Annotated in this window: 11 protein-coding genes and 3 tRNA genes; 6 read left to right on the forward strand and 8 right to left on the reverse strand. The window is 57.1% G+C overall.

Features of this window, described 5'->3' with window-relative positions:
• From IKP20_03575 to glmM, 4 genes are all read left to right on the forward strand, one after another.
• On the forward strand, window positions 1-2,758 hold a 2,758-nt coding region (locus IKP20_03575), incomplete at its 5' end, for a chromosome segregation protein SMC (protein ID MBR4504038.1).
• 1 nt (window position 2,759) lies between these two features.
• The gene (locus IKP20_03580; protein MBR4504039.1) at window positions 2,760-3,608 is read left to right on the forward strand and encodes a chromosome segregation protein ScpA; all 849 of its coding nucleotides are present in this window, start codon (window positions 2,760-2,762) and stop codon (window positions 3,606-3,608) included.
• Complete coding sequence (gene scpB, locus IKP20_03585; GenBank protein ID MBR4504040.1) at window positions 3,605-4,105, forward strand: SMC-Scp complex subunit ScpB; 501 nt, start codon at window positions 3,605-3,607, stop codon at window positions 4,103-4,105. The genes IKP20_03580 and scpB overlap by 4 nt, the downstream gene beginning before the upstream one ends.
• 42 nt (window positions 4,106-4,147) lie before the next feature.
• Window positions 4,148-5,473, forward strand: coding sequence for a phosphoglucosamine mutase (gene glmM / locus IKP20_03590; protein MBR4504041.1), 1,326 nt, complete (start codon window positions 4,148-4,150; stop codon window positions 5,471-5,473).
• On the opposite strand, the gene speB is transcribed toward glmM, so the two are convergent.
• The 8 genes from speB to IKP20_03630 form a co-directional block, all read right to left on the reverse strand.
• Window positions 5,463-6,326, reverse strand: coding sequence for an agmatinase (gene speB / locus IKP20_03595; protein ID MBR4504042.1), 864 nt, complete (start codon window positions 6,324-6,326; stop codon window positions 5,463-5,465). The genes glmM and speB overlap by 11 nt on opposite strands.
• 9 nt (window positions 6,327-6,335) lie before the next feature.
• The gene (locus IKP20_03600) at window positions 6,336-6,713 is read right to left on the reverse strand and encodes a translation initiation factor IF-5A (protein ID MBR4504043.1); all 378 of its coding nucleotides are present in this window, start codon (window positions 6,711-6,713) and stop codon (window positions 6,336-6,338) included.
• A gap of 192 nt (window positions 6,714-6,905) precedes the next feature.
• Window positions 6,906-8,003, reverse strand: a complete 1,098-nt coding sequence (locus IKP20_03605) for a ribosomal biogenesis protein (protein MBR4504044.1) — start codon at window positions 8,001-8,003, stop codon at window positions 6,906-6,908.
• Window positions 8,003-8,611: a class II aldolase/adducin family protein gene (locus IKP20_03610; GenBank protein MBR4504045.1), complete on the reverse strand. Its 609-nt coding sequence runs from the start codon at window positions 8,609-8,611 to the stop codon at window positions 8,003-8,005. Before IKP20_03610 ends, IKP20_03605 begins: the two co-directional genes overlap by 1 nt.
• Window positions 8,608-9,606, reverse strand: a complete 999-nt coding sequence (mtnA, locus tag IKP20_03615; protein MBR4504046.1) for an S-methyl-5-thioribose-1-phosphate isomerase — start codon at window positions 9,604-9,606, stop codon at window positions 8,608-8,610. Before mtnA ends, IKP20_03610 begins: the two co-directional genes overlap by 4 nt.
• A gap of 748 nt (window positions 9,607-10,354) precedes the next feature.
• Window positions 10,355-11,098: a dihydrofolate reductase family protein gene (locus IKP20_03620; protein ID MBR4504047.1), complete on the reverse strand. Its 744-nt coding sequence runs from the start codon at window positions 11,096-11,098 to the stop codon at window positions 10,355-10,357.
• On the reverse strand, window positions 11,076-12,125 hold the full coding sequence (locus IKP20_03625) for an RNA 3'-terminal phosphate cyclase (protein MBR4504048.1): 1,050 nt from the start codon (window positions 12,123-12,125) through the stop codon (window positions 11,076-11,078). The genes IKP20_03620 and IKP20_03625 overlap by 23 nt, the downstream gene beginning before the upstream one ends.
• Window positions 12,126-12,202: 77 nt before the next feature.
• Window positions 12,203-12,277: transfer RNA gene (locus tag IKP20_03630), tRNA-Gly, on the reverse strand.
• Between the two features lie 244 nt (window positions 12,278-12,521).
• Here IKP20_03630 and IKP20_03635 point away from each other — a divergent pair.
• Window positions 12,522-12,597 (forward strand) — tRNA-Val (locus tag IKP20_03635).
• 312 nt (window positions 12,598-12,909) lie between these two features.
• Window positions 12,910-12,985, forward strand: a tRNA-Val gene (locus IKP20_03640).
• Window positions 12,986-13,358 lie beyond the last annotated feature (373 nt).

Consider the following 13,358-nt stretch of genomic DNA (forward strand, 5'->3'; position numbering starts at 1 on the left):
GGCCGACAAAGCTATCGCCGATACGGAAGCGGAGATGTCGGCCAAAGTCGGGCCTGAGTACGACGGGATAAAGTCGCGCATCACCGACGCCATGATCGAGAAGGCCACCAAGAACAGGGACAAGGAGAATGCCGAGAGCGATCTGGAGAGCGAGGAGGAGTTCAGATCATCTTACGAGGCCATCATCGCCGAGAACACCGAGAGGATCGCCGAGCTGGAGCGTTCCCGCGAGTCCGGCATGTCTGAGCTGAAGTCGCTGGAATCCCAGAAGTTAACCGCCGAAGAAGAGGAGAAAAGCGTTTCTATGAAGATCTCCGAGGCCGGCGGCGAGCATGAGGAACTTCAGAAGAGGCTGGAGAAGGCCGATGCGGATTCTGAGGCGCGCTCAGAGGAGTTCAGGAACGCATCTTCCGCGCTGGCCAAGGCCGAGAAGGAGGATGAAGACGCCGGAAACGCCCTTTCCGTACAGGAAGACAGAGCCAATACACTTGATTTCGAGATCAAAGACGCGAAATGGAGCCTGAAGCAGCTGCAGGCGGAGTCCGGGCCGGACCTGGATGACATCCAGAATCGCATGGCGCAGGTGAGGAAGCGCGAGTCCGAACTCGAGACGCAGGTCAAGGAGCTTACCGAGGCCTACAGGAAGCGCGAGTCCGAGTACAATTCGATTCAGATAGACAAAAGGGCGTCGGAGAAGGCCGGCCGCGGAAGCATGGCTGTGGAGGCAATCCTGGGCCTGAGGAACAAAGGCCAGATGAAAGGCATCCACGGGACCGTCCAGGAGCTCGCAACCGTCGACAAACAGTATGAGACCGCCCTTTCGGTGGCCGCCGGCGGAAAGATGCAGGCCGTAGTCGTCGACGACGATCAGGTGGCCGCCGACGCTATCGATTACCTCAAGAAAGAGAGGCTCGGGCGCGTGACGTTCCTGCCGATCACGAAGATGATGGGAGGCAAACCCCGCGCCAAAGCCATAATGAGCCAGAAGGAAGCCATCGGATTTGCCATAGACCTGATAGATTTCAACGACAAATACTACAATGTCTTCTGGTACGTCCTTTCCGATACGCTGGTCGTCAAGGACATGGACGTCGCCCGCCGCATAATGGGCGGCATAAGGATCGTCACCCTCCAGGGAGAGGTCATCGAGGCGTCCGGCGCCATGGTCGGAGGGACCGTCAGCCAGCAGAGCATGATGAAGTTCGGCCCAGCATCCGAGGACAAGCTGGCGGAGGCCGGGGACAGGATGAGGAAAGCCAAGGAAGCTCTGGATTCCGCCGAGAGCGACCTCAGGCAGACCCGCGACGAGTATCGCAAGCTCAGCGACGAGTTCAGGATAGCCAGCTCCTCCGGGAGGGAGTCCATGGGCAAGATCGCCGAGATCAAAGGGCAGATATCCCAGCTGGAGAAATCCAAAACAGCGGCGGACTCGGAGCTCAAGGAATGCAGGGAGAGGGCGGAGAAAGCATCAGCCGATCTGTCCGCCGTCCGTCTGGCCTATTCCAAGGCTCAGGAGGCCCTGGATTCGATAAACGAGGAGAGGGCAGGCATAAAGGCCCGCATCGCGGAGATCGCTCCGGCCGAGCTTCAGCAGCGCATGCAGAGCGTCCGCGACGCCATCTTCGGGCTCACCGGCAGGATATCCGATCTGAAGCTTTCGGTCGCCTCCTCCGAGACGGAGATGGAAGGCCTCAGGAAGCAGAACGAATCCTACGGCAAGCAGCTGGAGGCCGCCAAAGCCGCGATAGAGGAGGATAACGCCGCCATTTCCGCGGCCAACGAGGCCATCGCGCGCATAGACGTGGACCTCGGGGCTCTCCGCGCCATATTGGCGGAGATGGAGAGCGGCCTGAAGGAGCTGGGGAAGAAGAAGGAAGGGTTCGCGGCCAAGAAGCGTTCTCTGGAGGAGTCGGTCCGCGAAATCTCCAAGGAGATAGAGACCAAGACCGCCCTCCTCGAGAGCTACCGCGCCCAGGCGCTCCAATCCGAGGCCAGTCTGACCGACCTCAAGATAGCCGTCGACGCTCTTACCATCCAGGTCCCGGAGCCGGTGCCCTCGGAAGAGGAGATCAGGCGCAGGATCAGGGGCTTCGAGCGCACGATATCCGATCTCGGCAACGTCAATCTGCGTTCTATAGAGGAATATGACGCCAAAAAGTCCCGCTACGATAGTTTGATGAGGGAGACCGCCGAACTGAACGGCCGCATATCCGAGCTGAATTCTCTGATGGATGACCTCATCGCCAAGAAAAAGGGGCTGTTCATGAGCTCTTATGACGCCGTCAACGAGAATTTCAAAGCTATTTATGCCCAGCTCTCCGGCGGCGGGGAGGCTTTCATGGGGCTGGACGACGAGGACGATCCCTTCGCCGGCGGGCTTATGATAAACGCCAAGCCCAGGAACGGGAAGCTGCTGAGGTTGGAGGCGCTCTCCGGAGGGGAGAAGTCGCTTACCGCTCTGTCTTTCATATTCGCGATCCAAGAGTATCAGCCCTCGCCCTTCTACGTTCTGGACGAGGTGGACATGTTCCTGGATTCGGTCAACGCCGAGATGGTGGCGAAGAGGGTCCGCGAGAGCTCGCAGAAGGCGCAGTTCATCCAGGTTTCCCTCAGGAAAGTCACACTAGCTCTCGCCGACCACTTAATAGGCGTGACCAGGCCCCCGTCCGGGATCAGCAAGGTCATAATGCAGCCCGATATCGCCGAGGTCTCGAAATACGAGGAGGAGGCTCTGAAGAAGCAGAAGGAGGGATCATGAGATGCCGACCGACATCGAGGACATAAGGCAGCATCTTCTTTTCCACAGGTCCATCGCCGAGGACGAGGAGACCTACAACAAGATCGGAGGGTACATGGACATCCTTTCCAGCGCCGAGGCCGGGGAGAGGCTGGCAAACCCTGTGGACGAGGCGATACGCTCGGCATTCAGCTTGGTTCTGGACAGCGGGATGGACCCCTGGGCGATAGACCTCTCGGAGTTCGCCAGGATGTACTCCGAGAAGGTCAGAGAGGACGATTTCGACATGATCATCGCAGGGAAGCTCCTGCTGATGGCATGGAAAGTGCTCAGGCTGCAGTCCGATTCCACCCGCGAGAGGTCGGAGCCGCCGCCAGAGCCCGAGATAGAGGAGTTCTTCGACGACCAATCCGACGATTACGTCCCGCTCGAAGTCCCGGACGTCGTCTTCAAACCTACGTTCGTGAAGGAGCCGGTACGTCCGGTCACCATGGTCGAGCTCATAGACGCTTTCGAGGACGCAAGGAAGGAAGCCGAGATCGCCAGGGAGAGGGAGCGCGTCCGCGAGGCTCTGAGGTCCAAGGAGCCGAAGAAGAAGTTCGACAACAAAGCCCACGAGGAGGACGACGAGAGGACCGTCGAAGCCGTCTGGGAGAGGATACTCGGCCTCGGCAGGGAAGAGCTGGGCCTGGAGGATCTGCTCGGCGACGATCTCGGCATCAACCTCTCGGTCTTCGTGTCGCTTCTGCATCTGGTAAGGAACGGTTTCATAGACGTCTGGCAGGATGGGTATCCGTCCGGAGCCATACACGTCAGGATATTGCCCGAAAAGGACAGGCCCGCGGAAGGGCGGGAGGAAGCGCTATCATGAAAGTCAAGGCAGCAGTCGAAGCCGCCCTGTTCTCGGCGGCGGATAACCTCCGCATATCGGATATCGCGGAGAAGACGGGGATCCCGGAGGAAGAGGTCCGCACGGCCATCCTGGATCTCCGCAGGGAATATGACGAGAGGGATTCCGCGATAATGGTCGCGAAGATAGGCGGGGAGTACAGGATGATGCTCCGCACCGAATACGCGGAATGCACCGGATCCTTCTCCAAGGCGGAGATGTCCCCCGGAGTCATGCGCACTCTCAGTGCCATAGCGTATAACCAGCCCGTCATGCAGTCCGATCTGGTGAAGACACGCGGCCCCCGCGCGTATGAGGACGTGTCAGCGCTCATAGAGATGGGCTTCGTGTCGGCCAAGAGGTCCGGCCAGACCAAGGAGCTCACGACCACCAACAAGTTCGCGGAGTATTTCGGCATAGGCAGCACCCGCAAGGAAGACATCCGCAGATGGATCGAGAAGAACTCCAAACCTTCCTGACCATCCGCTGCTGTTAAGTAAGCCAGGTGGATTGGGTCTTCCATGGCTTCGATGTTCGGGACCGACGGGATCAGAGGCGTCGTCAACGTCACCATGACGCCCAAATTCGCTCTGCGCCTCGGCAAGGCCGCCGGCAAGGTTCTGGGCGGCAAAGTGGCGATCGCCACGGACACCCGCTCTTCCGCGGATATGATCAAGAGCGCGGTATCTTCCGGCCTTGTGGCGTCCGGATGCGATGTTTTGGATTTAGGCATACTCCCTGTCCCGGCGCTGCAGCATTACGTGAAAGTCCGCGCCGACATCTCGGGCGGGATAATGGTGACCGCATCCCACAATCCGCCGGAGTTCAACGGCATCAAGTGCATCTCCTCCGATGGAACCGAGGCTTCGAGGGGCGATGAGCGCAAGATTGAGGAAGCCTTTTCCGGGCAGTTGGACGACGTCGATTGGCTTTTCGCCGGCGACATCGATGAGGTCGAGGACGCTGAGGACGAATACGTCGATTCGGTGGTCTCTTCGGTGGACGCCGAGGCGATAAGGTCTGCGGGCCTCACAGTCTGCGCGGATTGCGCCAACGGTGCGTCCTATTCCGTCGTTCCCGCGGTTCTCGGGAAGCTGGGCGTGCGTACCGTTGCCGTGAATTGCTACCCTTCTGCCGGTCCCTCCAAGAACGGCCCGGCGGAATTGAAGGCTCTCATGGCGGCATCCAACGCGGATTTCGGCGTTACCTTCGACGAGGACGCCGACAGATGCTTCTTTACGGCTCCGGACGGCAGGGATATATCGGGAGACGCCGCATTGGCCATAATCGCCCGCAGCGTGCTGTCGGAAGGCCCCGGGAAGGTTTTCACTCCGGTCAGCACCTCTTCCATGGTGGATGACGTTGTGTCCGCGGCCGGAGGTCTGGTCGTGCGCACTCCGGTCGGCGCACCGGCCGTCGCCAGGATGATGATGGAATCGGATTCCGTCCTGGGCGGAGAGGAGAGCGGAGGCCTGATATTCCCGAGGCACCAGTATTGCCGCGACGGCGCGATGGCCATGGCCGTCATGCTGGAGTGCGTATCCAAAAGAGGTTCGCTGTCCGACCAGCTGGATTCCCTCCCGGAATACCACTCGGTGAAAGCCAAAGTGGCTTGCCCGGAAGACAAAAGGGAAGTTCTGTACGACCGCATGAAAGAGAAGGTATCCGGCCTAAGAACCGATCTGACGGACGGTCTGAAGATATTTTTCGATGATGGCTGGGTTCTTCTGAGGGCATCAGGCACCGAGCCTTCGTTCAGGATCTTCTCGGAGTCGAAGGACAAAGAAAAAGCCGAGTCCAGAGCCGAGGAGTACGTGTCTATGGCGGAGGAATTCCTCAGTTCCTGAGGCTTTTCGCATGGACCGCGATGGCCTCGTTGATATATCTGGCGGCGAGGATCGATGTTATCCCTGCCGGATCTGCTGGAGGGCATACTTCGACGACGTCGAACCCGACCATCCTGTCCCCTACGGCGTTTATGACCTTCTTCACGTCTATCGGCATGAGGCCGAAGGGTTCGGGGGTTCCGGTTCCGGGTGCGAAGGCGGGATCTATGCCGTCGATGTCGATCGTAAGGTAGATCTTCTCGCTTCTCACGCTGTCCAGCGCCTTTTTGATGGCCCAACCGATCCCGTTGTCCATGACTTCGTAAGAGCTGATGAACGGTATCGGGTCGTCCCTGTCCAGTTCCTCCTCGCCGATGGCGCGGCATCCGATGACGAAGGTGTTGTCGATGCCGACGTGCTCCGCGGCGCGCCTCATGACGCAGGCGTGGCTGTTGGGGGTCCCGAGGTATTCGTCCCTGGAATCAAGGTGCGCGTCTATGGATATGACTGCGACGCCGCTGCTCTCGAAGTTCCTTATGATGGGGATGTTCACGCTGTGCTCGCCGCCGATCGCGACGGTGAATTTGCCGTCCCTTATGGCCGGGCCGACGCAGAAATCGACCTCCGCGAACATGTCTTCGGGAAGGACGAAATCGTCGCAGTTCCCATAATCGCATACGTTCAGCCTGGGCTGGTGTATGCCGTGCTCGAAATGTATTTCCTCAAAATTGTAGGAGGCCCGTCTGATGGCTGTCGGAGCCTCTCTCGCGCCCGCTTTGAAGCAGGCGGTGTGGTCGTAAGGGATCCCATAGATGACGACATCGGCATCGTCGTATTCCGATTCCGCGCCCGCATATGAGATCCCGAACGACATTTTATCGCATCACAGGAACTTGTATCTGCCCATGGCGACGAGGTAGAGGACTTCGGCCCCTTCCTCGATCTTCTGCTCGGCGTCATCGTTGATGGTGATGGAGAGCTGCTCGAAGGTCTCGAGGTCCATGACCATGGCTTCTTTGTCGGAGATTGACAGGATCTGTCCCTTTCTTTTGTCGATCATAGGGACCTGCACTTTGGTGCTGACAGGTCCGACGATGGATTTCTTCGCTCCGGTGAAGATGCTGACCGCATCGATGTTCGCTTTCGCGGATCCATGTTTTCCGGGCTTGGAAGTCGTGATTTTCACGATTTTGCAGGGCTCTTCGTCGACGTTGACGTACCTTCCCTCTTTCAGCTCTCTGATCTCTTTCATCTCCCACATCGATCTCACTTCCTTTTGTTAGATTTGAACCGGCTTATGGCCGGAGGTTCACTCCCCTGCGGGCAGTGTACACATACAGGCCGAACACAGTTGCGGACCTCATGTTATCGCTTTCCTCATGGGACCGTTTCCTTTAAATGTTTTGTATCGGACCCAGAGGTCTGGAACGGTCATTCGGCTTGGGTCCGTCTTTCATCGGCGCCTGCGCATTTTGCCTTTCTTCCCGGGCTTCCCGCGCTGCTTCGAGCTTTTCTGGGGTTTCTTCGGGGCTTCCGGATAGCGTTTCTTTATGTTCTCCACCCTTGCGGCGAATTCCTCGTTGAGTCTGTCTCCGCAGAACTCGCCCCCGTATTGGTCGACTTTAGCGGCTATCAGTATTTTCCCGGCGAGAGCGCGGGCTATCTTCCCTCTCTGCCAGTATGGGGACCTGTGGATTTCCGGATGCTGGAAGATTATGCCGTGCTTCGGCGGCCTTTTACCGGATTTCAGGTGCCTGAACATGGCCTTCTCGGCCCCCAGAAGCTGGACCGTGGACGACGGGAGAGATGCCAGCCTTTCCAATCCTCCGGCAAGGGAGATCAATCTGGCCGCCAGTGGGCCTCCGAGCATTGCGCAGAGATTGGGGCATGCCGTCGAGACTATCCCGCTTATGTAGCTCTCCGTGTTCTTTTTGTCGTCGTAGAGGCGGCACAAAGTATCGGCCAGATCCTGGACGGCGCGCATGTCGTCCGGATCGAAATCGGATCCTATTGACGATATCCCTATCCCGAGCTCCTCGATGATCTGGTCCCTGTCGCCGTATCTCGCCACCAGATCGGCGTATCTGGCGTCATGGGCATAGTCAGCGAGCTCCGGGAAATGCATGCCATACCACTCGTGGAGCCTTTCGCTGTAGAGGTTGATGGTCTCTATCTGGTCGTCCAAGTTTCTGATGGCCTGCACGAGGTTCCTGTCGCGGGGTATCGGCTCGGATGTCCTCAGCTTCCCGAGCTCCATCATGGCTTCGTGCATGAACTCGTCGCTGAACCCGTACTTGTCCGGGGTTATGAATGAGGAATCGAACAGCTCAGGCTTCCCGAGCTCGGACTGCCTGCGGTCGCCGACGGAAATCTTGCCTCCGGCGGATGCGGCCAGCTCCCTCTCCTCCGGCAGGAGGTTCCCCCTCTGCATGTCGGCGAGCTTCTCCGCGACTTCGTGCGTGTCATGGGGCATCAGACGGCTGTCTTTCACCTTGCCGGATTTCTCGTCGACGAGAAACACGCCGAACCATTTGGTCACCAATATTGCCATTATCTCATCCCTTCCAGCTTCCTTATCTCGTCTATGGGTAGGTCTTCCGCGCCTCTGGCGATCATCTGCAGGTTCGCCTGGAATTCGAGCTCCTCCATCCTGTCGTAGGCTTCTTCCAAAGTCTTCCCCTGCGTCAGGGCGCCGTGCCTTTCCATGAGCATCGCCATCGCATGCCCTTCCTTCGCGACCGCTTCCACCAGCTCCTCCGATCCCGGCGTGTAGTAAGGGATCATCGGCACCTTCCCCAGCAGAAGGACTCCTTCCGGGGTTATGTTGCTTCTTATGGGCTTCCCCAGAGAGGCCAAGGCGGTGCAGTGCAGCGGGTGGCAATGGACCACGGCGTTGGTATCGGGATTCATCCTGTACAGGGCGAGGTGGAATCTGTGCTCGATCGACGGTTTGCCTCCTGAGAGGACTTTCCCATCCAGGCCCAGCTTCACCATGTCTTCGGGCTTGAGCATGCCCTTGTTGGTTCCGGACGGCGTGATGAGAATCTCGGATCCGCTTATCCTGACGCTCATGTTCCCGCCGGCTGAGACCGTTATCTTCCTGTCGTACAGCAGTTTGCAGATCTCGGCCAAGCGTTCGCGCGCATGCATCTCGTTCATAGGTTCACCTTGGAGATCTCGTCCGGCCTGAGTATCCCCTTCTCGGTGATGAATCCGGTGACGAGCTCCGCCGGAGTGACGTCGAACGCGGGATTCAGGGCGGGAGATCCCTCTGGGGCGATTCTCATCCCTCCGATCATGGTCACTTCCTCTTCCGATCTCTGTTCGATGACTATTCCGTCCCCGTTCTTGGTGCCGAAATCGAAAGTGGATATGGGCGCGGCGACATAGAACGGTATCCCGAAGCGCTTGGCTACGATGGCCTTGTCGAAAGTCCCGATCTTGTTGGCGAAATCCCCGTTGGCAGCGATCCTGTCGGCTCCGGTGATTATCATGTCCACCCCTTTGGACATGTAATATGCCGATGCCCCGTCGGGGATGATCGCGTGGTCTATGCCTTCCTGGCCGAGCTCCCATGCGGTAAGCTGCATTCCCTGCAGGCGCGGCCTGGTCTCGGACGCGTAGACGAAGAACTTCTTCCCCTGTTCCTTCGCCTTCCTCATCGGCGCCAGGGCGGTCCCGACATCCACCGTCGCCAGCGCTCCCGCGTTGCAATGGGTCATCAGCTTCATCCCGTCTTTGATGAGCTCTGCTCCGAACTCCCCAATGCGGGAGCATTTGTCGACCATCATCTGGGCGTAGCCGTCGGCGGCCACCACGGGATCGGCTCCTTCCGACAGTTTTCCCGCCATGTAGTCTACCGCGTAGAAGAGGTCGTTCGCCGTCGGCCTGGCCGCCTTTATGTCTTTGGCGGCTTCAGTCAAGTCGCATCCTTTCAGAGCCGCCAGGCACATCGCGTAAGCTGCGGATGCTCCTATCGAAGGCGCTCCGCGGACTGTCATGTTGCGTATGGCTTCCGCGACGTCCATATATCCGGAGAACGATTTCACCGCGACTTCCGCGGGAAGTTTCCGCTGATCTATCATCATGACCTTTCCGCCCTCGAACCAGACGGCTCTGATATCGCGGTTTTCCCCGCTCACAGTCGCTTTCATTGTCTGCTGCTATCATCCGATGACTATATGGAATTATTCGGCACAGATGGTTTTTGGGGCAACATGGATGATTATGCGCAACGATTTTATGCGCTATTATTATTGATGTTTGATGACTGACGGCCCGCTAGCCGACTTCGAGATCTATTATACGGAACATGGTCTCGTGCAGGTTTCCAACGAAGTTCATAGGAATATCCTCGCCAGGCTGAGGGACTCGGACAGATCGCTGACAGAGCTATCCAAATCTCTCAACAAAGCCCAGTCCACTTTGTCGGTCCATCTGAGCCGCATGGTCGAGCAGGGTCTGATCAGAACCTATGACGATCTCGAGGACAGCCGCAGGAAAGTCTATTCCCTGAGTTCGGTAAGATTCGCCTACTCGAAGGAGCCGAACGACGATTCCATGGACATGATCGTCAAATCGATGTCGGCTGTCGTGTCCGATCCGCTGAAGACGCGCGATGCGATGGCCAGATTCTTTTTCCTGGGCATGGATGGGATAGGCCTTTCCGTGGAGCCGATGGCGCAGATAATCGGCTGGCTCCATGCCATGGCTCTGGGCGGGTCCCTTACGGGGGCTTCCATCGAGGACACTGTGGCCAACGCCCGCGATTACTACTCGAAGATGGGGATGGGAGAGATCAACGTATTCTCCCTGAAGCCTCTCACGATAGTCCTCAGGGACGATATGACGATGACCGAAGGCTCCTGGAGATCTTTCAGCGGGTATGCCGTCGGGTTCATGTCAAAAGTCTTGGAGGACGCCACAGGCAAAACTTATGAGGTGGAGTCGAAAGAGGTTTTCGGCGAGGGCTCCAACAATTGCAAATTCATACTGACGCCCTCGGAAAAGCGATCGGAACTTCGGCTCGAACGTGAGGAGCGCACCGTTCCCTAAGACATCGCAGGCTTTGAGATCCATTTTGATCCCATTCTCGGCCGCCCATCCGTTCCCGTCGCAAGGCGTGGGGGAATCGGATCCGCCGATTATGAGTCCGCCCACGAACACGGTGTATCTGTCGACCATTTTGGATCTGAAGAACGAGGATATGGTGCGCCCTCCGCCTTCTACGAGGATGCTTTCCACTCCGATGTCCTCCGCAAGAGTGGACATCAGGGATTCCAGGTCTATAGTATCCTTCCCGGCGCGTATGGTCTCCTCGCAGTCCCACTCCCTGTCGCAGCCTTCCAAGGTGACCATGATGGTCGGCGCCCTCTCGTCAAGGACCAAGGCTTCATCCGGGGTCTTCCCATGGGGGTCGAGAACTATGCGGATGGGGTTCGTGTCGTAGGTGCCGTCCTTGAAAGTCAGATGCGGGTCATCGGCCAGTATGGTACCGACTCCCACGAGTATGGCGTCATATTTCTTTCTGAGATTCTTCACGCGGGCCTTGTCCTCGTCCGAGGAGATTCTCACCTGTGTGCGGTCTTCGCCGGCGATCTTCCCGTCGGCGGACATGGCGCAGTTAACGTGGATGAACGGCCTCATTGCTATCGCAAGGAGTTACGGTGAACCTGTATATGTCATCCATCCTCTTGACGCCGAATTTGACGTCCAAAAACGATTCCAAGGTGTCCATCTGGCTCAGCAGGTGTCTGCTTATGCGGGAGACGGTGAACCCGCTCTTCCCGGTGGCCATCGCCATGTACGGGAGGACCTGGTCGGCCGTGTGGACATCCATCGTGGCCCCGCTGTTCATCTCTTTGATGAGGTCCGCTGCGGCGTCTTCCCCGGCTTTGTCTGCGGTGTGGCCTCTGGAGGTGAGGGCGTTGCTTCCCAGCATGCCGTTCTCGAACTCTGCCACCAATACGATTCCGGCTCCGCGAGAGTCTCCCTCGGTCTTGTGGATCTCGAATTCCACGTCCGCGACGGGGGCAAGAGCATCGCCGCAGCTGCGCATCATGTCTTTTGTGACCCAATCCGGGAGCCTTTGGCTGAAGCATACGGCTTTTATGCCCACCAAATCACCCAAGGTTTTGATGTCAAGCGGTTTTATCTCCTTTATCGGGTCCAGCGTCGCCAGCACCCTGCCTCCGCCCTGGGGGTAGAATCCGCGGTCGATGATCTTGACGTCCGCGTTTATGTCCATCTTCCTCATCAGAGGGAACAGGAGATGCTGGTAGGAATCTATGGGAGGTGCCCACATCACGTTGGTCCCGCCGCTTATGTCCACAGTCAATTTCTTCTTGTGGTTGCGGGCGGCGAGGAACATAGCCTGAAGCACGAGGCTCACGCTGCCGGCGGTCCCTATGTTCATCTGGATGTCATACACCTGCTCTTTTCCGGGGAGGAAAATCAGCTCTCTGGAGCCTATGGAATTGCCTTCCACGGTGGATCCGGCCATCTCGGCTACCGCGTTCACGGCGGCGCAGTGCTGCTTTGAGAGCCCGTTCGTGGGCCTGTTCTCCCTTATGCGGGTCAGGTGCGTCGGCTTGCTGGTGACGGTGGCCATCGCTACGGAGGTGCGGACCATCTGCCCTCCACCCTCGCCTCTCGAGCCGTCTATCTCCAGCATTTGCATGGAGAACCATATGTCGGCGCCTATATTATAAGATTAATATTGAGAGTCGGAAGCGCAGCAAAATTGGTTAATGGTGCGATTGCCGGGATTCGAACCCGAGTCAGAGGCTTGGGAAGCATCCGTCCTAACCGCTGGACTACAATCGCAACGCCTCTGCATGGAGGTCCTTATATTTTATTGTTGAGCCTTGATTTTTAAACTTCAGTTTCGGTTCGGAGTATGCGTTTCGGGGATTTTTGGTCCCTTTCGGTTTTGGGATTCTATGGCATATTCTGTTCGATTGTGAATCAAAGTATAATCCAATATGGATTACATTTATCTAGCCAGGATCACGGAAACGCCGTCCTAAGTAGCCATATTTAAATATGCATAGGAATTCGGGGAATCTGCGGACTCGTGGTCTAGTGGTTATGACGTCGCCCTTACAAGGCGAAGGTCGCCGGTTCAATCCCGGCCGGGTCCACCATATTGCCATTATTTTACTGGTTTTTTCTTTGCAATTACATTGATAAGTCATTATTATCAAGACTTTTCAATATATTATTTCCAAAAACATATGTGCAATACATCCAAGCATGGATTTTTATAAATATTCGCTAGTTATATTGGATGGATAGTCCATAACATCTGTGGGGCACCGGCAGGGCTCCTCCTTCACTCTTCCGGAACCCACAGAGGATCTTTCGTTTTCATTTTGCGGAGTTGTTTTCCAGGTGTTCGCGCTGAAAACGAGGGTTGTAGCCATATTTTTATACTAAAATAGGATGGGGGAATCTGCGGACTCATGGTCTAGGGGTTATGACGTCGCCTTCACACGGCGGAGGTCGCCGGTTCAAATCCGGCTGGGTCCACCATCTATTTTTCACCGATAGCGGTTGTATGAGTTCCCATCGTCTTTCAGGTGGCTGCAAAGGTACTAATTTCTTTGTTCCCGCGGCTATTGCCAATGGGCATCCATACAAGCGACATGATTGCCATCGATAATATTGTCAATAAAAGGAAAATTATACGAAATAGCTGGGCGGGAAGAGGGCCGAGATGGCGATGAAGGCAAAGCCCTATTTCAACCGCAAGGAACGTTCCCGCCGTATCGTTAGCGTCAACTGTTCGGGATGCGGGCGGATATGTATTCGGAGACCAGATCGAGCATCTGGGGAGGGACGTAGATCTTCGCTGGCGGGTAGACGTCCTTGATATCCAGGCGGATGAAGCAGCGCTCTTTGTCGA

Source organism: Candidatus Methanomethylophilaceae archaeon, assembly GCA_017524805.1.
Taxonomy (GTDB): Archaea; Thermoplasmatota; Thermoplasmata; order Methanomassiliicoccales; family Methanomethylophilaceae; genus Methanoprimaticola.